The 24,023-nt window shown below is 66.4% G+C and carries 23 protein-coding genes; 13 read left to right on the forward strand and 10 right to left on the reverse strand.

Annotated elements, in window-relative coordinates; genetic code table 11:
• Positions 1-78 precede the first annotated feature (78 nt).
• Positions 79-1,035: a YafY family protein gene (locus AB0H54_RS09385; RefSeq protein ID WP_357344083.1), complete on the forward strand. Its 957-nt coding sequence runs from the start codon at positions 79-81 to the stop codon at positions 1,033-1,035.
• Between the two features lie 3 nt (positions 1,036-1,038).
• On the opposite strand, the gene AB0H54_RS09390 is transcribed toward AB0H54_RS09385, so the two are convergent.
• The 5 genes from AB0H54_RS09390 to AB0H54_RS09410 form a co-directional block, all read right to left on the reverse strand.
• Entirely contained in the window at positions 1,039-1,431 is a 393-nt protein-coding gene (locus AB0H54_RS09390) for a hypothetical protein (protein ID WP_357344085.1), read from the reverse strand.
• Positions 1,432-1,544: 113 nt separating this feature from the next.
• Entirely contained in the window at positions 1,545-1,787 is a 243-nt protein-coding gene (locus tag AB0H54_RS09395; RefSeq protein WP_357344087.1) for a hypothetical protein, read from the reverse strand.
• A 76-nt stretch (positions 1,788-1,863) separates the two neighbouring features.
• Positions 1,864-2,811: a hypothetical protein gene (locus AB0H54_RS09400; RefSeq protein WP_357344088.1), complete on the reverse strand. Its 948-nt coding sequence runs from the start codon at positions 2,809-2,811 to the stop codon at positions 1,864-1,866.
• A 154-nt stretch (positions 2,812-2,965) separates the two neighbouring features.
• Complete coding sequence (locus tag AB0H54_RS09405) at positions 2,966-4,240, reverse strand: hypothetical protein (RefSeq protein ID WP_355282775.1); 1,275 nt, start codon at positions 4,238-4,240, stop codon at positions 2,966-2,968.
• A complete protein-coding gene (locus AB0H54_RS09410) occupies positions 4,237-4,422 on the reverse strand; it encodes a hypothetical protein (protein WP_355282778.1) in 186 nt (61 codons plus the stop codon). Before AB0H54_RS09410 ends, AB0H54_RS09405 begins: the two co-directional genes overlap by 4 nt.
• Before the next feature lie 331 nt (positions 4,423-4,753).
• Between AB0H54_RS09410 and AB0H54_RS09415 the strand changes: the two genes are divergently transcribed.
• The 8 genes from AB0H54_RS09415 to AB0H54_RS09450 all read left to right on the forward strand — a co-directional run bounded on the left by AB0H54_RS09415 (position 4,754) and on the right by AB0H54_RS09450 (position 16,464).
• Positions 4,754-5,746 (forward strand): DNA cytosine methyltransferase, encoded by a 993-nt coding sequence (locus AB0H54_RS09415; protein ID WP_357344091.1) that lies wholly within the window; start codon positions 4,754-4,756, stop codon positions 5,744-5,746.
• Between the two features lie 40 nt (positions 5,747-5,786).
• Entirely contained in the window at positions 5,787-6,995 is a 1,209-nt protein-coding gene (locus AB0H54_RS09420; protein WP_357344092.1) for a DNA cytosine methyltransferase, read from the forward strand.
• A 216-nt stretch (positions 6,996-7,211) separates the two neighbouring features.
• Positions 7,212-9,767, forward strand: coding sequence for a Z1 domain-containing protein (locus AB0H54_RS09425; RefSeq protein WP_357344094.1), 2,556 nt, complete (start codon positions 7,212-7,214; stop codon positions 9,765-9,767).
• Complete coding sequence (locus AB0H54_RS09430) at positions 9,767-10,783, forward strand: PD-(D/E)XK motif protein (RefSeq protein ID WP_357344096.1); 1,017 nt, start codon at positions 9,767-9,769, stop codon at positions 10,781-10,783. Before AB0H54_RS09425 ends, AB0H54_RS09430 begins: the two co-directional genes overlap by 1 nt.
• Positions 10,780-12,759: a hypothetical protein gene (locus AB0H54_RS09435; RefSeq protein WP_357344098.1), complete on the forward strand. Its 1,980-nt coding sequence runs from the start codon at positions 10,780-10,782 to the stop codon at positions 12,757-12,759. Before AB0H54_RS09430 ends, AB0H54_RS09435 begins: the two co-directional genes overlap by 4 nt.
• The gene (locus AB0H54_RS09440) at positions 12,759-13,655 is read left to right on the forward strand and encodes a hypothetical protein (RefSeq protein WP_357344100.1); all 897 of its coding nucleotides are present in this window, start codon (positions 12,759-12,761) and stop codon (positions 13,653-13,655) included. Before AB0H54_RS09435 ends, AB0H54_RS09440 begins: the two co-directional genes overlap by 1 nt.
• Entirely contained in the window at positions 13,652-14,494 is an 843-nt protein-coding gene (locus tag AB0H54_RS09445) for a DUF6339 family protein (protein WP_357344102.1), read from the forward strand. The genes AB0H54_RS09440 and AB0H54_RS09445 overlap by 4 nt, the downstream gene beginning before the upstream one ends.
• 68 nt (positions 14,495-14,562) lie before the next feature.
• Positions 14,563-16,464 carry an ATP-binding protein gene (locus AB0H54_RS09450; RefSeq protein ID WP_357344104.1) on the forward strand — a complete coding sequence of 634 codons (1,902 nt, stop codon included), beginning with the start codon at positions 14,563-14,565 and terminating at the stop codon, positions 16,462-16,464.
• Between the two features lie 51 nt (positions 16,465-16,515).
• Here AB0H54_RS09450 and AB0H54_RS09455 read toward each other — a convergent pair whose 3' ends face one another.
• A complete protein-coding gene (locus AB0H54_RS09455; RefSeq protein WP_357344106.1) occupies positions 16,516-17,160 on the reverse strand; it encodes a hypothetical protein in 645 nt (214 codons plus the stop codon).
• Between the two features lie 113 nt (positions 17,161-17,273).
• Here AB0H54_RS09455 and AB0H54_RS09460 point away from each other — a divergent pair, with 113 nt between their 5' ends.
• Positions 17,274-17,699, forward strand: a complete 426-nt coding sequence (locus AB0H54_RS09460; RefSeq protein WP_357344108.1) for an NUDIX domain-containing protein — start codon at positions 17,274-17,276, stop codon at positions 17,697-17,699.
• Here AB0H54_RS09460 and AB0H54_RS09465 read toward each other — a convergent pair.
• Positions 17,696-18,985: a hypothetical protein gene (locus tag AB0H54_RS09465; protein ID WP_357344110.1), complete on the reverse strand. Its 1,290-nt coding sequence runs from the start codon at positions 18,983-18,985 to the stop codon at positions 17,696-17,698. The two genes, AB0H54_RS09460 and AB0H54_RS09465, sit on opposite strands and share 4 nt — an antisense overlap.
• 286 nt (positions 18,986-19,271) lie before the next feature.
• Between AB0H54_RS09465 and AB0H54_RS09470 the strand changes: the two genes are divergently transcribed.
• Positions 19,272-19,475, forward strand: a complete 204-nt coding sequence (locus AB0H54_RS09470; protein WP_355282800.1) for a cold shock domain-containing protein — start codon at positions 19,272-19,274, stop codon at positions 19,473-19,475.
• Here AB0H54_RS09470 and AB0H54_RS09475 read toward each other — a convergent pair.
• Positions 19,472-19,747, reverse strand: coding sequence for a hypothetical protein (locus AB0H54_RS09475; RefSeq protein WP_357344111.1), 276 nt, complete (start codon positions 19,745-19,747; stop codon positions 19,472-19,474). The two genes, AB0H54_RS09470 and AB0H54_RS09475, sit on opposite strands and share 4 nt — an antisense overlap.
• A 90-nt stretch (positions 19,748-19,837) precedes the next feature.
• On the reverse strand, positions 19,838-20,620 hold the full coding sequence (locus AB0H54_RS09480; RefSeq protein ID WP_355282803.1) for an MHYT domain-containing protein: 783 nt from the start codon (positions 20,618-20,620) through the stop codon (positions 19,838-19,840).
• A gap of 408 nt (positions 20,621-21,028) precedes the next feature.
• On the opposite strand from AB0H54_RS09480, the gene AB0H54_RS09485 reads away from it, so the two are divergent.
• Positions 21,029-21,232: a cold-shock protein gene (locus tag AB0H54_RS09485; protein ID WP_014987157.1), complete on the forward strand. Its 204-nt coding sequence runs from the start codon at positions 21,029-21,031 to the stop codon at positions 21,230-21,232.
• A gap of 59 nt (positions 21,233-21,291) precedes the next feature.
• Here AB0H54_RS09485 and AB0H54_RS09490 read toward each other — a convergent pair whose 3' ends face one another.
• On the reverse strand, positions 21,292-22,101 hold the full coding sequence (locus tag AB0H54_RS09490) for a nucleotidyltransferase domain-containing protein (RefSeq protein WP_357344113.1): 810 nt from the start codon (positions 22,099-22,101) through the stop codon (positions 21,292-21,294).
• Positions 22,102-22,234: 133 nt separating this feature from the next.
• Between AB0H54_RS09490 and serA the strand changes: the two genes are divergently transcribed.
• Positions 22,235-23,833, forward strand: a complete 1,599-nt coding sequence (gene serA / locus AB0H54_RS09495; RefSeq protein ID WP_355282809.1) for a phosphoglycerate dehydrogenase — start codon at positions 22,235-22,237, stop codon at positions 23,831-23,833.
• Positions 23,834-24,023 lie beyond the last annotated feature (190 nt).

Genomic DNA, 24,023 nt, shown 5'->3' on the forward strand with positions numbered 1-24,023 from the left:
CTTCGTTGTCGGTATGAAAACCAAGGTAGAACCCATTGCGGTCACTTTCTGTCCGCGATGTGCGCGAGAATGAGAAACATGGCCGACACGAGCGCACGCACCCTCCGTCTGCTGTCGCTGCTGCAGACCCATCGCTACTGGCCGGGCACGGAATTATCCGGGCGCCTGGGTGTTTCGGCGCGCACCCTGCGCCGCGACATCGACCGGCTGCGCGACCTCGGCTATCCGGTGGACGCCCGTCCCGGCGTCGACGGCGGCTACCAGCTCGCGGCCGGTGCCGCGCTCCCGCCGCTGGTCCTCGACGACGACGAGGCCGTCGCCATCACCGTCTGCCTGCAAGCCGGGTCCCAGGGCGCGGGCGACGGCCTGGCCGAGCCGTCGATTCGCGCCCTGGCCAAGCTCGTCACCGTCCTGCCGACCCGCCTGCGCCGCCGGGTCGACGCGCTGCGCGCGATGACCGTCTCGACCGGCTGGAACGCCGTCCCGCTCTCCGACGTCGACCCGGCCGTCCTCACCGACCTCGCGCTCACCTGCCGCGGCGAGGAACGCCTCACCTTCACCTACACCGCTGCCGACGGCCGCACCAGCACCCGCGAGGTCGAACCGCACCGCCTGGTCTCGCTGGGCCGCCGCTGGTATCTCGTCGCCTACGACCTGACCCGCCACGACTGGCGCAACTTCCGCGTCGACCGGCTCAGCGCCTCGCGCGCCACCGGCATCCGGTTCCGCCCCCGCGAGCTGCCCGCCGCCGACGCCGCGGAGTTCGTCCGCGCGGGAATCGGGTCCCGCCGAACGAGTTACACCGTCACCGCCGAGATCGAAGCGCCGGCCCTCGACGTGCACGCCCGCGTCGGCCGCTGGTGCGTCGTGACCGCTCTGCCCGCCGACCGCACCCGCGTCGAGATGACCGTCGACAACCTCGACTGGCCGATGCTGATGCTGGGCAAGGTGGCGGCCGAGTTCCGTGTCCTCGGACCGCCGGAACTGACCGAGCGGGTGGCGGAATGGGGAGCGCGGTTCAGCGCCGCGTCCTAGCCCTCAGGCCCTGGTCGCGCAGGGGTGATAGTCCGCGGAACCGGGCTCGGTGGCGTCGGGCGAGATCGTCGCGACCGTCACCAGCGTCGCGTACACACCGACCCCGACGAGCGCGAGGCCCGCCACCGTGATCGCGCCCGGTCTCCACCGCGCGGGGGCGCGGGTCAGCGCCACGATCAGCCCGGCCAGCAGCACCACGGTGCCGAGCAGCAACCCGGCCCCGAGGGAGTTCAGCAGCACCGCCCCGCCGGGAACGTCGACCACGGTCGCGCAGTGCGCCGCGAGCAACTCGCGTTTCCGCTCGCCCAGCAGGGAGTCCGCGGCGACGAGCGCGCCGACCGCGCCACAGAAGGCCGCCACCGCGGCACCGACGAAGACCAACGGCCCGCGTGTCACTACCAGAACTCCTCGCATCGAGATGATGCGCTCATTCTGGATATCCCGCACCGCCGCTGGCAATTCCACGGCGGCCAGGGCCCGCCCCGACCCGGAGGACGGGCCCCGATCGCTCAGTCGCAGCTACCGAACGCACCGTGCGGCAGCAGCTGATGCAGCCACTTCCGCAGCGGGTTGTGTCCCAGATGCAGCCCGTTGTCGTGGTCGTGCCAGCCGCGGTCGACGAACTCGGCAGCGGCGGGCGCCTGCTCGGCCTGCGCGCCGGCCGGACCGGCGACACCGACGAGCGGGAGGGCGAGGAACGCGCCGATCAGCGCGAGTCGGAGTAAACGACGGTGGGATTGTTTCGAGCTCACAGGTGAATCCTTTCGAACCAGATCTTGCAGGCCTACACCCTGCCCCAGATTCCCGCCGCTGTCGTGCCCTGATCTGTCAGGCCCGGTAGCCATCCTGCGGACGATGATCCTGCGGGGGCACGCGATGTCCCTGCGGCGGGCCCTGATTCGGTGACGAGCTGTCCGGACGCTGCGCGTCGGGACTGAGCGGTGCGCTGGGATAGGGCGCCTGCGCGTCCGGCCTAGGGGCGTCCGGTGCGGGTTGTGCCCCGACGGAGAGCGCACCAGGTGCGGGTTGGGCGCTTGGATACGGAGTGCCCGGCGTCTGCTGCCCGCCCGGATGAGGCGCATCGAGGACCGGCCGCATCCCGGGATGCGGTGCACCGCCAACGAACTGAGCCCCCGGAGGTTGGGCATGGAGCGCTTGCTGCGGCGCGCCCGGCCCGGGTCGACCCGGCGCACCGGCCACCGGCACCATCCCCGGCGCCCACGCCCCACCAGGCGGCCGCTGCGCCGCGGCCCCCTTGCACCACCGCTTGGTCGACGGCAACACCGCGAGCACGAACGTCACCACCGGAAACACCAACAGCAGCACCGACACCACCCACGGCAGGTTGCGTTCCATCGAGTACAGCCCGTTGAACACCGACTGTCCCAGCACCACGTCGATATGCCGCCCGATCGGCAGGTCGTACTGGATCAACTGAACCGCGGTCGAGATCGCCGTCACCACATACGCGCCCACCGTCCCGGCGCTCCCCAGCACCACCAGCGTCGGCCCCGCCGCACGCCGCCGGAACACCAGAATCGCCCCCACCAACAGCGCCACCACGGACAGCACGTCGATCAGCAAGGTCGCCCCGGAGACCACCGACACCCACCCCGGCGCGATCCCCCACCCGAACACCCCGGTCTCACTCCGCACCATCTTGTACAGACCGAACACCACCCCCACGGCCCCGGCGATCCCCCCGAGCAGTGCGAGCACCGCCGCCACCACGGCCGTCCCCCCACTGGCCGGCCGCTGATCGGCAACCCTGTACATCCGCTCCTCCTCGCTGTTTCCGGTCGACCCCACCCTCTCCCGAATCCGCCCAGCTGTCCTGTCCACCGAGCCCGCGAGAGAGCCCGCCGCCCCTACCCAGTTACCCCGAGCGGCGACCGACTACACGATGTCCGCGTCCGAGCCATCGGTCAGCTCAGCCGTTGCGATACCGCTGCATCCGCCGCCGCCGGAAGAACAGCTGATCCACCGCGACCGGATCCACCGCGGCCGTGATGTCGGCCAGCCGGGTGTCGTAGTGGTGCTCGTGGATGCACCGATGCAGATGCGCCCGCCGCTCCGGCACCAGATCCGACCACACCGCGCCGAACCGCCCCTGCGCGTCCGCCCCCGACACCGCGACCAGATCGAGCAGCGCGGGCCAGGAACCGGTCTCGGTGGCGTGCGCGGGCAACTCCGCGACCGTCGCGTCCGACAGCGCCGCCAGCGCGTACCCGACGACACCCCGAATGGTCTCGTCCATCCGCGACATCAACACGAACAGCCCCCGCCAGCTCCCTACGTCACTGCGATCGTCGAGCGGCGCGACCAACCCGACCCCCACCCCCGGATCACCGAACACCGGATTCCCCACCAGCGTCCACAGCCCGAGCGGCGTGAGATGCCCTACCACCGTGAGGAACTCGGGCACCGCCCCCACCTCGATCGCGTTCCGCACCAGATTGGCGACCTCCCGCTGCGAGGCGCTGCCGAACAGCACGTCACCGACCCGGCTGATCACATCCGGCGCGCACCGCGAGAACACCGACAGCGCCGCGTGCTGCAGCGCGGGCCGCCCCGCCATCACCGCCTGCGCCATTCGCGGGATCCGCCGATGCGGCCCATCGAGCAACTGCCGGATGACCGAGCTCAGGATGTCGGAGTCGTAGGAGTACGCCGCCGAGTGGATCAGCCCCGCGTCGTCCTGCACGTCGGCCTCGACCGCGGCGATCAACTCCGGTGTGGCACAGGACAGGAACGGCCCCGCCGTCACGTAGTCACACCGCCGCAGCAGCTCGTTGACGATCTCCACCACCGGCCCCGGCGGCGCCACGTCCGCCAGCTGCGCGATGGCCCGCGGATCCAGATAGGGCGCGCAATCCGCCGCGTACCCCGGATCCAGCATCATCAACGTCTCCGCGGCCTTGACCGGATGCTCCACCCCCACCGACCCCGCCGCCCGCCCGGTCGTCATCGGCGGAACCAGCCGCTGTACCAGCGGAATCGAGATCGACAGCGGAATGAACGGCACCAGCGCGCTGATCCGCCGAAACGTCTCGGTGTGCTGATCGAACAGCACCCCCGCGATCTGCTGCTGCAACTCGTGCAGCCGATCGGCCCCCAGATACCGCAGATGCTGCACCCGCTGCGGATGCACATGCAGCGTGCGAGCCAGCAGGATCAACTGCGCCCGCGTCGTCAGATCCGTCATCTGCCGCCGAACATGATCTTCTTCGTCACCGCGCGAAACGGCCGCGGCAACGCCCCCAACATCGAGTCGATCGACTTGTCCAGCGCCTTCGCCTCGAACGTCACCGCAGCCCGCATCAACTCGAACAGATCCCGAGCCTCATCGGCGGGCAAACTCTGTAGCGAAGGCAGCGTCGCGGGCACGCCACCCTCACGGTCACTTCGACTCATCATGTGACTCCTGGGTAACGCGAACTCCCCACCGAGCATGCCGCCTCCCCCCACCCCCGACCACAACTTCGCGAATATCTGTGCACAGCAACGAAAACAACGGCACGAATACATGTGAACCGACGTCCCACCGACGAACTTCCACGGCATTTGTCGCTTGGCATAGTCGGATCTGACAGCATGGCGGCCACGTATCAGTCAATGCTGCTGGGTACCAAAGAACAGTACGAAGCCCGGATGTCGCAGTAGCGCCGCACGCAGCGTTATGCTCAATTCCCTGAACTGGGTGGGGGAGAGGGCATCTATGGCTGACGTGGGGCGGCGCCTGGTGTCCTTGGAGCTCTGCGCCGGTGCCGGAGGAATGGCTCTAGGCCTGGAACAGGCGGGCTTCGACCCGATCGCGCTCGTCGATCATCGGGACGTGGCCTGTGAGACTCTCCGGGCCAACCGGCCACGGTGGTCGGTTCTTCGCCGCGACCTGCTGCGGGTGAATCCAGCGGTCGATATCCCTGTCGATCGATCGATCGACCTGCTGTCGGCGGGACTGCCTCGTGTGCGATCCGCTGCCACCGCTTCGCGCTCCCGAGGCGACGGATGGGAGCTGCAACTCCTCGATACCACTGGCCACTGGATCTGGCAGCTCCGGCCTCGCGCCGTTCTTCTGGAGAACGTCCCTGCCCTGGTTAGTCGGTCCGAATATGCTGAGAGTCGGTCCTACCTGGAGAAATACCTCGACGATGCCGGGTACGAATTCAGCTGGCGTGTGGTGGACGCCTGCAATTTCGGCGTCCCGCAGCATCGTGAACTCGGAATCCTCGTTGCGTTCCGTGACGGTGGACTGGCCGCTTTCGACACGGCGTTGAATGCTGTCGCACCGCCACCCGCCCTAACTGTGGGGACCACGCTACGGACATCGATGGGCGCACGTGGCTGGTCGCGGGCCGACGAATGGGCGTCTTTTGCGGATCAGCTCGCCCCGACCATAGTCGGTGGGTCGTGGGACCGAGGTGGTGCGGATCTGGGACCCGCGGGATCGCAGCGTGCGTGGGCACGGCTCGGGGTCGAGGGAAAGTCGATCGCCGATGAAACACCCGGCGCGGACTTCGAGTGGGATCCGGAATCGGGGGAACACCGGGTCCGGCTCACGGTCGATCAAGTCGCCGAGCTCCAAGGTTTCCCCAGCTACTGGCAGATCTGCGGCCGCAAGACAGCGCGCTACCGCCAGATCGGCAACGCGACACCGCCCCCTGTCGCCCGGTCTCTGGGATCGGCTGTTCGCGTGGGCCTATCCTGCTGAAATCCCTGTTTCCGCACGGCTCTGACTATGCTCCGATGTCATGTCAGCCGATCACCAGGCCATCGCCAAGGAGCATGCCGACACCGTCGACTTGTTCGCCGGTCCTGGTGGGTTGGACGTCGCGGCGCGATGGCTCGGGCTAGGTGTCTACGGGTTGGAATGGGACAGCGACGCCTTGCGTACACGCGCGGCGGCGGGATTCAACTCCGAGCGTCATGACGTGCGCGAACTCGGCCCCGAGGACTTTCCCGCAGCTACCACGTTGACCGGTGGTCCGCCGTGTCAGACCTTCACAGTGGCGGGCAATGGTGCAGGCCGCCGGGCATTGGACACCGTTCTAACGTTCATCGACGCGATGGCTGCGGGCCGGCCGGTCCAAGGCGAGTTGGCGAAGTTGGACGACGAGCGAACCGGCCTGGTACTGGAGCCGCTCCGCTGGGCATTGCGGGCGTACGAACTGGATCGGCCGTTCGACACCATCGTCCTCGAGCAGGTACCTGCGGTTCTGCCGGTATGGAAGGAAATCGGCAGAGTTCTGCGCGACGATCTGAATTACCACGTCGCAACAGCCGTGTTGCACACCGAGATGTTCGGGGTACCGCAGACCCGGCGACGAGCGGTCTTGATCGCTTCTCGAAAGGGCCCGCGGGAGCTGCCGCGCGAGACGCACCGCATCTATCGCAAGTCCGGTTTGCGGCCTCAAGATGATCATGACCTGCCGAACTGGAAGACCATGGGTCAGGCCTTGCCTGGACGTTCACACCACTTCGAGGTCATCTCCAACTACGGCACCGGGGGCGACCCGAAACTTCGCGGAAGACGAACCTCCGACCAGCCATCGGCGACTGTCACAGGAAAGATCTCCAGAAACAAAGTCGTCAGCAACGGCATTACCGACCGGTTCGCGGATTGGGAAGCCGGAAGGCTGCAGAGCTTTCCTGCGGACTACCCGTGGCGCGGTGGGGCTATCGCTCAACAGATCGGCAATGCTGTGCCGCCGATCTTCGGGCTGCATGTCCTCTCGGCGGCGCTCGGCTGCCAGGTCACCCGCGAACAGGCGGACGATGTGTTCGCGCTGCGCTGGGCAGAGGTCTGTGACGAGCCTGTGGGTGACACCGACACTCCCGCCGTGCTGACCGAGATTCGTGATCGGGTGCGTTCCGCGCCCGGTGCTGGGGATCTGGTCTCGCAACCGGTTGAAGACCGAGTTGAACCTGAGCTCGACTTCCAGCCCGCGCTGTTCGCCTGATTCGTCGAGCGTTGCTCCTCTTCGGATGCGTCGTCGTTCGTGATAGCCGACCGGTGTAGCGAACGGTCGTTGCCCACCGATAGCCCACATCGACCGGGTAACAACTCTCCCGCTTGACCCGAACTAGTCGGATCGAGCCGATATTGTTACCCCCAACGTGGGGGAGTCAAACCTCCCATCGTCGACTAAGGGGATTTGCGCAGGTGGGAGTAGCCGATGAGTGATCTGATCGATGGTCAATACGACGTGTTCAAGTCCTTCCTGGACAAGGACACCCCGGCTGAAGCCATCAAGAAGCTCAGGTTGTTCGCCTCGGAGGACGTGATCAAACGGATCATGGACCGCTACGACCAGGACATGGTGCGGATCAAGGAGATGCGCGAACCGCACTCCGTCGTGATCGACAACTACGAAACCTGGTACGCGGGACCGCATCCGGACGACCGTCTGTGGCCCGCGATCCAGGACGACCTCATCAGGCAAGGTTGGCCGCAAGACCCCGCCATCGACAGTCTCGACGATTCGTCCACCCGGATCGTGTCGTTGCTGCAGCACCCGCGAAAGAACGCGTTCTCCACCAGAGGACTCGTCGTCGGATACGTACAGTCGGGCAAGACGACGAACTTCACCGCGGTGATGGCGAAGGCTGCCGACCGAGGTTACAAGCTGTTCATCGTGTTGGCAGGCATCCACAACGGCCTTCGTCGGCAGACTCAAGCGCGCCTCATCCAACAACTGGTCGAACCGAACCCGACGCTGTGGACCCAGATCACCGACCTGGATCGTGATTTCAGCCCCACCGCCAATCCCGCCAGCTTCTTCGGCAAGTCGAACAAGACTCACGTTCTGTGCGTTGTGAAGAAGAACGCCACGGTGTTGCGGAAGCTGGTCAAGTGGCTGGGTGACGCGTCGGAGTACCTCGCGGACTGCCCAGCCCTCATCATCGATGACGAGGCAGATCAGGCGACCGTGGCGACGAAGTCGATCAACCCGCTGATCCGACAGATCCTCAACACACTGCCGAAATCGGCTTACGTCGGCTACACCGCGTCACCGTTCGCGAACCTGCTCATAGATCCGTCCGCGGATGATCTGTATCCCGAGCACTTCATTGTGAATCTCCCCAAACCCCACGGTCATTTCGGCACCGAGGTTCTGTTCGGCCGGTATGCCCTGGATGGTGAGGATCCGGCCGAGGTCGACGACGGCTACGACATGATCCGTAACGTGCCCGACGACGATGTCGAGCTTGTCCGGCCCAAGACCAGGGCGGACGCCGAGGACTTCTACCCATCGATCACCGCCACATTGCGGCGGGCGGTGCTGTACTTCTGGATGACAACCGCCGCGCGACGGGTGCGGGGCAGCGGAAACCCGCATTCCACCATGCTGATTCACACGAGTGTGCGGACCGCGGTGCACAACAGCTTCCGAGACCCGCTGCTGGCGTTGCGCGCAGGCACCGGACGCCGGCTGTCGGATGCGGCCCTGCTGCGGGAGCTGCGAGAGTTGTGGGAGGCGGAGACCGCGCGGGTTCCCGCTGTCGAGTTCGACGAGAAGCCTGTCTCCTTCGACGAATTGTCCGTTGAACTGCCCGGCGTACTGCGTGATTGTCGTGTCGTGATGGACAATTCGGAAAGCACGGACCGGCTCGACTACGAGAACGGCCCGGTGGTGGCGATCGCCGTGGGTGGTAACACGCTGTCGCGCGGTCTGACCTTGGAAGGGTTGTCCGTCAGCTATTTCGTCCGCGCGGTGTCGACCTACGACACGCTGTTGCAGATGGGCCGGTGGTTCGGCTATCGCACGGGCTATGCCGATCTACCTCGCATCTGGATGACCGCCGAACTCGAAGACTGGTTCCGGCACCTCGCGACCGTCGAGACCGAGATGCGCCGCGACATCGACGTCTACATGACAGAGGGTAAGACGCCGATGACCTTCGCGGTGCGACTTCGTACCCATCCGTCATTGCGAGTGACCGCCGCCGCGAAGATGAAAGACGCGGTATCGGCGTTCTCGTCCTATGGCGGCCAGCGTGTGCAGACCCGATACTTCCGGACAGAATCGGACTGGTTGCTGCGTAACCAAACTGCGGCCCGCACCCTCGTGTCGGCTGCCGGTCGAGGCGGCACAGTCGAGGGAAATGGCGCAGACGGCCACTACCTCATCCGAGATGTTCCCAGCGAAGCGGTCGTGAACTTCCTGAAGGAGTACCAGTTCCACGAGAAGTCGCAGGAGTGCGACGCGGATCTGATGGTCGGCTACATCGAGAAGCGGATCCGCAACGCGGGGACACTGCGGCGGTGGAACATTGCCGTCGTGGGTAAGCCCGCGATCGATGAAGCGGACCTGTTCGATTTCGCGCCGGGGATCAGCGTCGGCAGGATCGTCCGATCGCAGTTCGCGGCCGCGGCGGACCACACAGATATCAAGACCCTGATGAGTCGCCGAGACGCCGGGATCGATCTCGACGGCATCACCTCGAACACCACCGAGGGAGACATCGCGAAGGCACGGAAGGCGCAGCACCCCGATGCCGGATTGCTGGTGCTCTATCCGATCGACAAGATCTCGGAGCCCGAGCCGTCCAAGACTCGGCGACAGGCATTGAACGCGCCGGAACATGTCATCGGTGTCGGTCTGGTGTTCCCGACACCTACCGACGGTGACAGCACTGTCGCGTGGGAAGCCGACTACATCTCTGCGGACCTGTCCGGTGTGGAGATCGAGGAGGAGGACTTCAGCGCCCTCGAATCAGAGGATCTCTGATGTCGAACAAACTGAAGGAAGTTCTCGACGAGCAGTGGCGTGGATTGCTGCGGCGGCCACGGACCGAGGACTCCGTCGTCACCCTGGCCGAGTTGCCGGTGGCGACCGTCGGCGGATCGTTGGCGGTGGCTGTGGACAGCGTCGGTAACCGGCACCTGCTCGTCCCGATCGGTGCGCATCAGAATGTGCGCCGTGGCCTCAATGGCCCCGTCCTGCGCCTCAGCAAGCGAACGCTGGAGAACGACAACAGTTTCCACGACTACGCCGATCTGGTTTGCCTCCGGCCGGATCTGAACGACATCTTCACCACGCTGTGCGCCGAGATTCTGCTGGCGACCGAAGAGGCGCCGGAGAATCCGGTGAAGGTCCTTCATCGCACGCTCGACCGGTGGCGAGCACTGTTTCTCAATCCGGGACCGCCGCTCGGCCCGCAGCAGGTCGCTGGGCTGTTCGGTGAGCTGATCGTCTTGGAGCGGCTGCTCGAACGGGACGGTGGTGCGAGCCGGTTGTGGACGGGCCCCTCGGGTCATCGCCACGATTTCGCCACCGATGTGGGTGCTGTCGAGGTCAAGGTGTCGACGGGGCGCGATGGTCGCGAAGTCAGAATTCACGGCCTCGACCAGCTGGAGCCGCCGGTGGACGGCGCGCTCGGTCTCGTGTGGTTCCGGTTGGAATCGAGTGTGCACGACGGTATCGGGATCGTGGAACTGGTCAAACGCGTGCTCGATCTCGCCGATGACGAGAGCGAGGTACTCAACCTCATGGCAACCGTCGGATACCGGGCCGCGGACAACGATCACTATGCGCACGTGCGGTTTTCGATCGGCGAGCAGCGTTGGTACAACGTCGATGTCGCGTTTCCGAGACTCACTACTGTCGATCTGGCAGCCGCGTCGGTCTCGACGAATGTCCGCAATGTCGATTACACGATCGATCTGTCGGGAGAAGTGCCCGCGCCGATGGAGGCCGATGATGTGGAGCGGCACATCACGTTGATGCTCGAGGAATCCCGATGACAGCACCCGCGTGGGTATCCCAGCCGTTCCCGCCCGAAGGCGCGAGCGCGGCCGAGGGAATTCGAAATCAGCTCGGGAAGCCCGAGCTCGACCATCTGACCATTCTGGTCCGGGAGTCGGCCCAGAACAGCTGGGACGCTCGTCGTGGCGATGGTGTCTCGGTGGACTATCGCATCGACCTGCAGACGGTCAGTGCCGCGGATGCTCCGGCCTGGCGGGAGAACCTGCTGCGCCAGGCGCCGGCGAAACAGCGCCTACCGCTGCGAGAGTCGCTGCAACAGCCGACCATCCGCGTTTTGTCCATCTCCGATCGGGGGACCCGCGGCCTCGGCGGACCGACGCGCGCGGATGCCGTCACCGATCAAGGGCGCGACTTCGTCGCCTTCCTACGCAATATCGGTGAACCGCGTGATCAGGCGCTGGGTGGCGGCACCTACGGATTCGGCAAGGGCATCCTCTACCTCGTATCGAATGTGGGCACGATTCTGGTCCATACCCGGTGCGAGTACGACGGCCGCTACGAGACACGCTTGATGGGTGCCGCTCTGTGGAAGAGCTATGACGCGGTGGAAGGCGGGCGTGAGCGCCGCTACACCGGGCGGCACTGGTGGGGTGATGGGTCGGGCGAGGTGATCGAGCCACTGGTCGGCGCGGAGGCCGACGCGATGGCACGAAGACTCGGACTTCGACCGTTCGGCTCCACCGAGACCGGGACGACGATCTCCATCGTCGATCCGAATCTCGACAACAGCGAGCCCTCGGATGTCGCTCGGTACCTCGCGGAAACCATTGTCTACCAGCTGTGGCCGAAGATGATTCCCGATGCCGACGGCACCCCGCCGATGCGATTCACGGTGACCTGTGACGGGATCGATTATCCCGTTCCCGATCCGGCCAGGATGAAGACGCTGAAGCTGTTCGTCGCCGCCTATCGGAAGATGCTCGGTCCTGAGGCCACCGAACTGTACTGCCGTCGGCCGAAGAAGCTGCTCGGTCGGTTCGGGATGCACCAGACGATCGCCCAGCGATTCGAGCCGAGCAACGCCGAGCACATGGCCGGATTCGACACCGGCATGGTGCACCACGTCTGCTTGATGCGTCCGGCAGAGTTGGTGGTCACCTACTGGGCAGGCCCGAAGCCGGGCAGTGAGTATGCGGCGTATGCGGGGGTCTTCCGGGCGGATCGAGAGCTCGACGAGGCCTATGCGGCGGCGGAGCCGCCGACACACGACAACTGGAACTATCAGTCGCTCGACCACCCGGAACACTCGTTCGTGAAAATGACGTTCGCGCGGATGAAAGAGGAGATCGACGCGGTCATCGGGCCTCGTGGCAGCAGCGGCGTCGAGGTCGCCCAGGTGTCGCTGGGCGCGGCGAGTGACCGGCTGTCGCCCCTTGTGGGTGGAGCCTGGGGCGTGGGGTCGGCCACCGACTACGGCAGGCCGGGCGAGACCGCGCCACCACCGCGAACCGCGCCTGCTCGGCGACCCAGTGGCCGACGGCCGGAGCCGATCGACTCGGACGAGTGGGACACCTCTGGTTCCCCGGCAGCGTCCAGTGGTTTCGGTGGGGGCGGGCAGCCGTCTTTCGGTAGCGACTTCAGTGAGAATGGCGCACAACAGCCTGTGCCTGCTCGTCGTCGACGCCCCAAGATCGAGTACGTCGGTGAGCCGGAACCGGCCGAACTCTGGGGGCACGGAGTCGTCGTACAACGGTTCAAACTGCCTGCGGCGGTTCCGCAGCGAGTCAGTGCGGATGTGGCAGTTGCCTTGAACAGCGACGGGGGTCTGGAAATGGACCCGCCTGCCGGTGCGGATATGCCGGGACTAGTCGGCTGGGAAGACCCTCAGGGCGAGGTGCACCAAACACCCACCTATGTCATCGAGGGTGGCGACGGCAGTGTGTGGAAGGCGGTCGTCAAGCCGGCCGCGGACACAATGACCGACATCGTTCTCTACACCGAGGCGGTCGCCTGATGGCGAATCGTGTGCTGCCGTACAAGAAGCCGTCGTCGACTGTGATTCGCGCCGGCGGGTGGTTGCTGTCGATCGACGACAACGAGATACCGCTTCCCGACCACCTGCCGTATTGGGACTACCAGACGAATCTGTCATTGCGTCGGGTCGTCCACGTCGACGTCGATCGAGCTCTGGCCGAGGCGACGTTGGCACCCGGTACCGAGTTGGCTCTGGCCGCTGTCTGGACCTCGACCGGTTCGAAACTTCGTGGCGTGCTCTCTCGTGTCATCGTTCCGGCACACGGCGAGGTAGAGCTGCGAGCGGACCTTGTCGGAGCAGACCTCGGCGGGATGCTGACACTGGATACCTCGTTGGTTCTCGCGCACCGCAGGCGTGGTACGGACCGCCCGGTCGCGCCGCGCCGGGGCGGCTCCGTCCTGTGGAACGATCGCAGTCAGATTCGTCTGCAGGGCGACGCGCCCCAGTTCCCCATCGCGATCGTGGATTTCGCGCGCACCAACTATCCCGGGGACGCGGCATGGCACCTCGAGATCGGCTCCAATCTCGATGTGGCCACGATGGGCTCGCTGCTCCTGCTGGTCAACGAGAAGAAGACGTTGATCGCCGAAGCCCTACAGCGGGCGGGGAATCCACGTCTCCAAGACAAGATGGCGCTGTCGATGTTGTACGCGGATGCGGCCCGAACCATGGTCGACCATGCGCTCCGAATCAGCGACTTCGACGATGACGCAACGTATCTCGATGAGACGTTGGGAGCTACGCTGCAGGAACTCTTCGGGCGTTTGTTCCCGGGGCGGTCGATCACCGATGTACGGCTGGCAGCACAGGAATCGCCGAACTTGTTCGCATCCCAACTCCAGGCGGCGGTCAAGATCTTCGAGGGGGTTGCATGACGCTGCTGTATCCGAGGCTGTTGCGGCACCGGGCAAAATTGCTCGCCGCGGAGTACAAGGAACGTGGTGCTCTCGACCTGAACAACTCGTGGGCGCTCACCGATGAAACGGCGGTGTTCGTCGCGACCGGGGGCACTCGGGTAGAACCCGAGAAGCTCCAGGTGCTCCGGGACATGGTCGTCGATCTGGCGAAGGAATCCGGGTTTCCGCAGCTGCCGGATGCCAAGCAGAAGACCGCCTTCGACCTGCGTCTGGCGGTCGCGCTGCACCGGGAAATGCGCATTTCTCCCGCAGAGGCGGCTTCCGGTGACGTGTGGGCCTTCCTGGCCCTGATCGTCCTGCCTGACGTGGCGCACTGGCGGTACCCCAAGCCGCCGGGTGATCGTGTGCTCGCCTCGGATCTCACCCGCCATGTCTTCGGGCGCATGTGGTGGCGCGCTCAACTCGTCTACGCTCCGACCGATGCCGATCCTTACGCTGCTCTGCATGTGCTCGGTGAGGCGGCTTTCGACCAGATCTACGCGCGCCGCGCTGCGCTCGGCGGGAGTCCGCATCTGATCAAGTCCATTCTGCGGGTGTGGAAACAGATGAACCTGGCGGGCTTGCCGGAACGAGACATCCTTCGAGATTTCTTGAAACGCCTACTCAGACTGGCTCCGTTCGTCGTGTTCGAAGCACTGGACGAGTACGCGCTGGATGAGGAACTGCTCGAGATCGCGAGGGAAACCGTCGTCGGACACCTGAGTGCGGGGCAGTCACTCTCGGCGAGTGAAATCGACGCCCGTGCCGCACTGGTGTTCGCGATGCAGGCTTCGGCGGTGGCGACCGCCAGTCGGTGACGTTCGGTGAAGGAATCTGATGGAACGGCGCAGTCCGACCGCGCCGACTGCGAAAGGTGTTGTGCACGATGGGCTCCGCCGGCCAGAAGCGAGACCTGAACAGATCGTTGACCTCGGCATTCAACGGAGGCTCGAAGTTCTTGCCCTACATCGAGGAGATTCGATTCCCGATGTACAAGGCACTTGCCCCTGGTCTGGCCTTGACCTTCCCCTGGCCGATCACGGCTTTGATCGGGCCGAACGGGACCAACAAGAGCTCCATCCTGCAGGCACTGTCGTCGGCGCCGGAAGGGAGAAGTCTTGCGGAGTTCTGGTTCTCGACCGAGGTCGACGACATCGACGCGGGTGGCCGAGGGCGAGCGTCACATCGATTCATCTACAAGTACGCGTTCGACAACAGCGAGATCCGGGCAGAGTGCCGCAAGTACCGAGGAAACAAGCCGTACCGTTCGAAAGTCCCGGCGAAGCTGTCGGGGAAGCGTGATCCCGACTACTGGGAGCCCACCAAGCGTGTCGATGTCGACAACATGGCAGAGGTTCCGGTAGCCGGGTTCGACTCGATGGTCTCGGCCAATCGTGACCGTTGGAATCTGATCCGAAAGAATGTCGTCTATCTCGACTTCCGATCGGAGATCAGCGCGTTCGACAAGTACATCCACCACAGTCCGCTCGACCGCTGGGTTTCGGAACCGTCGCAGCGCCGGTTCCGGGTGATTCTCAACTCGAATCTGGTCGCCCGTGCGCTACGCGGGGATTCGGTCCCGGGCACGTACCAGAAGAAGCTGGTCGCAACGGTCAGGCAGCTGGACGAGTCCTCCGTGGAGGCAGCGGGGCGCATTCTGGGAAAGCCGCTACGACGAGTCGACATGCTCGAACACAAATTCTTCGGACCGCAGGGCTTCACCGTCCGTCTGCACGTCGGTGAAGACGACACCGCCACCATGGCCAACGGAGGTCGGTCGGTGTACTCCGAGGCGCACGCGGGCAGTGGCGAGTACGCGGTCGTGCGGTTGGTGGACGCGATCAAGCGGGCACCGGAACGGTCACTGATACTCCTGGACGAGCCGGAGGTCTCGCTGCATCCTGGTGCGCAGGCCGCGCTGATGGAATTCATCAAATCGGAAACCTTGTCCAAGGGGCATCAGGTCGTGATCGCGACTCACTCGCCGATCCTGGTCGCCGATCTGCCGTCCGAGGCGATCAAGGTGCTCGCTTTCGACACGAAGTCGAACCGCGTGGTGAAGATCGCGGATGCGTGTTCGCCGACCGAAGCCTTCGCGCATCTGGGACAGACCGTGTTCAACTCGCGGCGGAAGATCCTGGTCGAGGATGACCTCGCGGCGGAATTGGTGCGGGCCGCGCTGCGGGTACATGCACCGACGAAGCTGGACACGCTGGAGATCGTTCCCTTTCCCGGTGGTGCGGGCGGAATCGTCAAGACGGCGCTGGCGAGTTTCGCGGTGTCCGACATGTCGGAGATAGGAATCCTGCTGGACGGGGATCAAAGGGTTCCCGGTCGAGGCTCGGCGATCGATGTCGCCTCTGCTGTTGGCGCGGCCGGGGATGATTTCGATGCGCTGAAAGGGATCTGGAAGTCGACTTTCCACGAGGCCGTTCCCGAGTTGCCGATCGATCACGGGTCCGACAGTGATCGAAACAACCACAACAAGTGCAATGCGGTGCGGACATGCATCTTTTGGGCGAACGATCACCTGGACTTCCTGCCCGGGACGACTCCGGAAGCGCTGCTCAGCGAAGCACTGGGCTACGTGGCATCGGGTACCGACGGTAAGGCGGCCAAGCAGGACTGGTTCGAGCGATACCGCAACGAGATGCGACTGACACAGTCCGAGCAGGTTTCGTCCGCGGATGTTCTGGGCTATCAGAAGGTCAAGCTTGCCGGACTTCCGGAGGATTCTCCGCATCTGAAGGATGTGTTCCGTGCCGTTGAGCGGATTGTGAGTTGGTGATCGCCCAGGATTTGCGTGGTGCATCGGAGGGACGGGCTCTCCGGGGGCCCGTCAGTTCGTTGTCCTGACCTTGATGGCGTCGTGGGAGATGAGGACGTCGTATTCGCCGGGGGTGGCGATGACGACGTTGCCGTAGGCGGATTTGACGAAGGGGGAGGTGTACCAGGTGCCGGTGTTCATGTCTTCGAAGAAGTCTCGGTCGCGGCCGTTGAGCATGATGTGGTCCTGGGTGGTGGCTTTGCCGTCGAGGCGCTGGCCGTAGAGGCGGGTGATCTTGTAGCCGGAGTGGAAGCCGAGGGCGTTGACCCAGGGGTGGAGTTCGACGATGTTGGCTTGCAGGGCCCAGAGGTCGCCTTCGACGCGGTGGGTGGTGCGGGTGTCGACGGCGCCGTCGTCGTCGAAGAGGGTGAGTTCGAGGTCGAGCTGGTCGGATTGGCCGGCAACGGGTTTCGCGACGACGTGGGCGGCGGTGATCTCGCCGGACAGGCCCAGGTAGGTCTGCAGGAGGGTGGCGATCCAGAGCAGGAGGGTGGCGACGAGGAGCAGAGCCAGGCCGGGGGCGCCGCGGCCGAGGACGGACTTGAGGCCGCCGCGGCGGCGGGCCGCGAGGACTGCCGAGACGAGCAGGGCTACGGCGAGTGCGAGCAGGGCGAGCAGGCCGATCTGGGCGAACCCGAAGGTCACCGGGAAACTCATGTACCGGTTGTACCCCGAATCCGGCTGTGACAGGGGTGGTCTCGGCATCTCGGCATCTCGGCATCTCGGCATCTCGGCATCTCGGCATCTCGGCATCTCGGTAGGGTGAATTCGTGGACAAGTATCGGGTGTTGGTCGGGGTGCATCTGGTTCTGCTCGACGGGGAGGGGCGAGTGCTGTTGGGGCGCAGGCGCGATACCGGGTTCGGGGACGGGTTGTTCCATGTGCCCGCGGGGCATCTGGAGGCGGGGGAGTCGGCCGTCGCGGGGTTGATCAGGGAGGCGCGCGAGGAGGTGGGGGTCGAGATCGACACGCGGGAGGTGGAATTCGCGCACGTGTTGCACAGCGACGAGCGGGTGCAACTGTTCTTCACCGTGCGGCGCTGGGGTGGGGAGGTCGTCAATCGGGAGCCGGCGAAGTGTTCGGAACTGCGGTGGTTCGATCCGGCGGCGCTGCCGGGGGAGATCGTGGAGTACTGCGCGGTCGGGGTGCGGGCGGCGCTGAGCGGGCGGGTGTTCTCCGAGTTGGGCTGGGACTAGACGGCGGGCCGGCGGCGCTGCAGCAGCACGATCGCGGCGGTGCAGGCGAGGGCGATGCCGATCGACGCCGTCGCGGGGATCGGACCGCGGTCGACGTCGGCGGTGCGGTACCACGACGGGGAGTAGGCCAGGTGGCCGAATTTGTCGTCGCTCAGCGCCACGCCGAGCGACGGCACGAACAGGATCGACAGGCCGACGACGGCCGAGGTGGGGCTCCGCGGGACCGCCGTGCCGACGCAGTACCCGCACACCGCGCCCAGTGCCAGGCAGCCGACGGCGGCGTTGAGCGCGGCGGGCGGGTCGAGGAGGTCGGTGGCCAGCACGAATACCGACAGCGCGACCACGGTGAGCGCGGCGATGATCGCGCGGGGCGCGCGCAGACCGAGCAGGAGCCCGGCGCCGAGGGCGATCATGGTGGCCAGGTCGACCAGGCCGGAGCGGGGGAGCGGGATGACGAGGCTGCCCGCCACGGCGAACGTGGTCATCAGCAGGAGCAGGACACCGTCGCGGTCGGGCAGGATCAGCGCCGCCGCTGTCGCGGCTGCCACGACCACGATCGCGCCGGCGAGCACGTACGGGACGGTGATCTCGCGGACCGCCAGCGCCAGCGACGTCGCCAGGATCACCGAGAAGGCGATGACGGCGGCGAACACGGGGGCCAGCGGGATCGCGGTGTCGAGGACCGAGCGCGGCGGGGTGGTGGTGGTCGCCGCGAAGTAACCGAGGGCGAGCACGGTGGCCGCGATGAACCACAGCGGCAGCGAGCCGGCGAGGACGCCGTCGAACCCGGCCGAGGTCTGGTCGGTGGGTGCCTCGGTGAGGTCACCCAGCACGGTCGCGGCGGGCACGGCGAACAAGTACACCGTGCGCAGCAGTGGGCTCGGCCAGACCGCGATGGCCAAGGCGCCCACCGCCATTCCGGCGAGCAGGGCGTCGAGGAAGTTCAGCGTCGGCAAGGACAGGCCGGTGAAATGCGCGCTGTCGACATTGCGCGCCAGGACCAGATGGCTCAGCAGAATCCCCGCGAGCGCGACCTGCGCCGTCCATTTGGCGGTGCGCACGCTGCCGACGGCGACGGTGACCGCGGCGGTGATGACCGCGACGAACGCGCCGCCGGTCATCGCGCGCGGGATGTTGAACACCAGCAGGTCGACATGGCGCGACTCGGCGAGGGCGGCGAAGCTGATCGGCAGCATGATGGCGAGGACGGCGACCGCGGCGGCCACGAACACCGTGACCGCTTCGACGGTGGTCCGGATCTCGGTGGCGGTCGGCCGCCGGATCATCGGACGGCCCGCACGGGTGGTCGCGGTGTGTTCGGGCCTCGCGCGATGGGGGCGTGCACCGAATCTCCGTTCTCGCGACCGGGCGGTCCGGGCGGACCTGTGCAGGGAGTCTAGCCAGGGCCGATGCGCGCGCGAGGTCGCTCGCTGCCGTGTCGTGGACCGGGTGGCGCGCGGGCGGTGTCGCCGGGACGGGAACGGTCGCCGACGCCCTGCTACAACTCGCGGGCACCGGCATGCGACGATGAACGAATCTGCATGTCAGGTAATTGATTCGGAAGGTCGGTCGATGCCGAACGGCGTTGTGAGCTGGTTCGACAGCGGTAAGGGATTCGGGTTCATCACCCCCGACGCGGGCGGGCCCGAGGTGTTCGTGGAGTACACCGAGCTCGTCGGCGAGGGGTTCCGCACGTTACGGGCCGGTCAGCGCGTGGAATTCGGCGTCAGGGAGACCCGCCGCGGCCCGGAAGCGCACCACGTGCGGGTCGTCTAGTAGGCGCCGACGGCATAGACGGCGAACCCGGTCGCGGCCAGGCAGACGATCGCGCTGACGATCAGCAGTCGGGCGCTGAGCCGGTGTAGCCGGTCGTGACGGGCGCGCAGGGCGAAGAAGCTACTGGTCGGATTTCCGTCGCCGATGAAATTCGACGCGGCTCGTGAGGCGAGCAGCGCGTCGTTCGCCCTGGATTCGGCGAACGAGGCCGCGAACAGGGTCAGCGTGCCGGTACCCGCGCACAGCGCGGCCGCGATGATGAAGAACAGCATGTGGATCCCCCGGTGCGACGCGGTCGAGCCGAGGCCCGAGCCGGTTTTCTCTACCTCCCCAGTGTCGCAACCGGGTACGACAGATTCGGCCTAGTTCTGGCCGCTCGGCCAGAACCGGCTCGCGCGCTGACCGTGCACCGGCCGGGACAGGTTGGGGTCCTCGGCCTCGGTGATGCCGACCTGCATGAGCAGGATCATGGTGACCATGCTGATGCCGATGATCAGCGGGGTGAGCAGCTGGGTGGCGGTGGCGCCGGTGGCATGCGCGACGTGGGCGCTGGTGTGCGCGCTCATCGAGAACATGCCGGTGTAGTGCATGCCGGTGACGGCGACACCCATCAGCAGGGCGGCGCCGATGGTGGCGATGATGCCGTGGATGTGCAGCGCGAACCAGAGCGCGGCCGTGGACGCGACGACGGCGATGACCATCGAGACGGCCACCACGAACGGGTCGTAGACGATCTCGATATCGGTCTTCATCGCGTACATGCCGGAATAGTGCATCGCGCCGACCCCGAGGCCGGTGATCGTCCCGCCCACCGGGAGGGCCGCGCTGTCCCAGCTGCGCCGCACCACGATCGACAGTCCGAGCCACACCACGCCCATCGCCACGGCGGCGCTGAACAAGGTGATCGGGACGTTGTAGCGGATGGTCGCGCCGTGCACGGAGAAACCGAGCATCGCGATGAAATGCATGACCCAGATTCCGGTGCCGCCGAGGGCGATCGCGGCCGCGGTGAGCCAGCCGCCGTGACTACCGGAAGCGCGCGAGCGAACCATGCAACGCAGTGCCAGCATCGACCCGAGGACCGACATGAGATACGCCAGCAGTGGGGTTACCCAGCCGTAGGTGAAATGGTTGATGTCCAGCACTGTCTACTCCTTGCGTGATTTCTCCACGAGGTGTGTGCTCCCTCACGATCTCGGAAAATACGCTGGTAGGAAATTTGCCGTACGAGGTTTCTCGAAAATGTCTAGGGATGCTGACGGTGACGGCTCACTGCCGCGTAGAGGTGTCGATGGTGAACCGTGCCAGTCGGTTTGGTGAGTGCTTCCGTGGGAATCCGGCATCCGCGCCGCAACTACCTCGGCATACGCCGAGCATCCACCTCGTTGCCCGGCGCGCCCGCTGTGTGACAGCACCAGGTGGCAGCAACCACGGGTTGGGTTCCTCACAGTCCGCGAGCTCGGGTGTGGAGGAATTCGTCGGATCATGGCATTGTTGAAGCCGAGACCGGGACCGGACTATTAGGACCTGGCTCGTCTACAGAAGGTTTTGAAATGGCTCAGGGCATTGTGAAGTGGTTCAACAGCGAGAAGGGCTTCGGCTTCATCGCGCAGGACGGCGGCGGACCCGACGTCTTCGTGCACTACTCGGCTGTTAGCGGCTCGGGCTTCCGCTCCCTCGACGAGGGCCAGCGTGTGGAGTTCGAGATCGGTCAGGGTCAGAAGGGCCCGCAGGCTCAGGACGTCCGCGTCCTCTGATTCTGCGCTCGACCAGCGTACGAACGTGAAGCTCCGCACCGGTAGGTGCGGAGTTTCTGCTATCTGGGGGCCAGTGCCTCCGCGCGGAAGAACTCGTCGGTCACGGCCCGCGCCGCTGTCAGATCCCGCGGCCCGCGCGCGGTGAACTCCGCGGCCGCCAGCTCGAACTCGGCCGCGATGAAATCGGTGATCAGCCGCGGCGGCTCGCCCGTCCCCATCTCCCTGGTCCTGGACTTGAGCGCCGTCAGCTCGCCGATCGCGGCGACCAGGTCGGCGGGCAGCTCGCACTGGGCCAGCAGGGTCGGCAGGTGCATCGGCGCCACCGCGGCGCCGGGATGCTCGCGCAGCCAGCGCAGCGCCATCGCCGGGCGCAGCGCGTAGAACACCTTTTTCAAACCGCCGTTGCGCTGGAACAACGCCCACTGGCGGGTGCCGAGGTGCAGGTAGTGGCGGGCGATGCGGTCGCGATCGGCCACCTCCTCGGCCACCGCGCGCAACCGGGTGCGGAACGCCTCGTCGCCGCGGTAGACGATGGGTGACATCAGCCACTCCACCAGCACGGCGTTGCCCCGGACCAGCAGGCGCAGCGCCTTGGCCAGATCCCAGCCGTTCACGTCCAGCAGCCCGACCAGCGGCGTCTCGATGACATCGCGGGTCGACCACGGCGACAGGTAGGTCTCGAGGCTCGCCACGTAGACGAAACGGCAGTCGTAATCGGAGTCCGGTGAGGGGAAACCCCAAGCCCGGCTGCCGCTTTCGATGGCCAGGCGAATCGTCACACCGTGCTCGGCCGCCACCCGGTCGAGCTCGGCGTCGACGGCGGCCACGACGGCCGGATCCATCGAGGCGGGGACGGTGCGCAAGGACATGGCGTGATGGTAGGCGGGGCGACGCCCAGGGTTCACCCGGTTTTCGGGCAGGGGGGTAAGGGCACCCGAACCCCGGCGACTATTCTGGTCGGCGGTAACTGCCGACCCCTTTCTTCCCCAGGAGTACCCCACAGTGAGCCAAGCAGGCCGTCCTGTAGTTCTGATCGCCGACAAGCTCGCCCAGTCGACCGTCGACGCGCTCGGTGACGGTGTCGAGGTTCGCTGGGTCGACGGCCCCGACCGCCCGGCGCTGCTCGCCGCGGTCCCCGAGGCCGACGCGCTGCTCGTGCGCTCCGCCACCACCGTCGACGCCGAGGTGCTCGAGGCGGGCAAGAAGCTCCAGATCGTCGCCCGTGCCGGCGTCGGCCTCGACAATGTCGACGTGCCCGCCGCCACCGAGCGTGGCGTGATGGTCGTCAACGCGCCGACCTCCAACATCCACACCGCCGCCGAGCACGCGGTCACCCTGCTGCTCGCCGCCGCCCGCCAGATCCCGGCCGCCGACGCGACCCTGCGCGAGAAGACCTGGAAGCGCAGCAAGTTCAACGGTGTCGAGATCCTCGGCAAGACCGTCGGCGTCATCGGCCTGGGCCGCATCGGCCAGCTGTTCGCGCAGCGTCTGGCGGCCTTCGAGACCAAGATCGTCGCGTACGACCCCTACACCTCGCCCGCGCGTGCCGCCCAGCTCGGCATCGAGCTGCTGAGCCTGGAGGAGGTGCTCGAGCGCGCCGACTTCATCTCGATCCACCTGCCCAAGACGCCCGAGACCAAGGGCATGCTCAACGCCGAGACCCTGGCCAAGACCAAGCCGGGCGTCATCATCGTCAACGCCGCGCGCGGTGGCCTGATCGACGAGCAGGCGCTGGCCGACGCGATCAAGTCCGGCCACGTGCGTGCCGCCGGCCTGGACGTGTTCGAGACCGAGCCGTGCACCGACAGCCCGCTGTTCGACCTGCCCGAGGTCGTCGTGACCCCGCACCTTGGCGCCTCCACCGCCGAGGCCCAGGACCGCGCGGGCACCGATGTCGCCAAGTCGGTGCTGCTGGCGCTGGCCGGAGAGTTCGTGCCGGGTGCGGTGAACGTCACCGGTGGCGCGGTCAACGATGTCGTCGCCCCGTGGCTCGACGTCGTCCGCAAGCAGGGCGCGCTGCTCGGCGCCATCGCCAACGAGCTGCCCGTCAGCGTCGAGGTGCAGGTGCGCGGCGAGCTCGCCTCGCAGGACGTGGCCGTGCTGGAGCTGTCCGCGCTGCGCGGCGTGTTCTCGGCGCTGGTCGAGGACCAGGTCACCTTCGTCAACGCCCCGGCGCTGGCCAAGGAGCGCGGCATCACCGCCGAGGTCACCACCGCCACCGAGAGCCCGAACCACCGCAGCGTCGTCGACCTGCGCGCCGTGTTCGGCGACGGCTCGACCCTGAACGTGGCAGGCACGCTGACCGAGCCGAGCCTGGTCGAGAAGATCGTCAACATCAACGGCCGCAACTACGACATGCGCGCCGAGGGCCTGAACCTGGCCGTGCTGAACTACGGCGACAAGCCGGGCGCGCTGGGCAAGATCGGCACCAAGCTGGGCGAGGCCGAGATCGACATCCTGGCCGCGCAGCTGAGCCAGGACGTGGACGCCGAGGGCGCCACCGTGGTGCTGCGCGTCAACCGTGAGGTCTCCGCCGAGGTGCAGACCGCGATCGCCGAGGCCGTCGGCGCCTCGAAGGTCGTCCTCGTCGACCTGGCCTGAGTTGTGACGTCCCGATAGCCGGGACATCGGCAGCTGCGCGCCGTCCCCCCCCCCGGGGGGGGGGCGGTTACACCTTGACCCCCCCCCCCAAACGCCCGGCCCTGGCCACCACCCCGGTCCCCCCCCCCCCCCCCCCCGCCGCCGCCCCGATCGGCACCCCGGTCGCCAACACCCGCGTGTACGTGCTGGA

This window comes from Nocardia sp. NPDC050718 (genome assembly GCF_040654235.1).
GTDB lineage: Bacteria > Actinomycetota > Actinomycetes > Mycobacteriales > Mycobacteriaceae > Nocardia.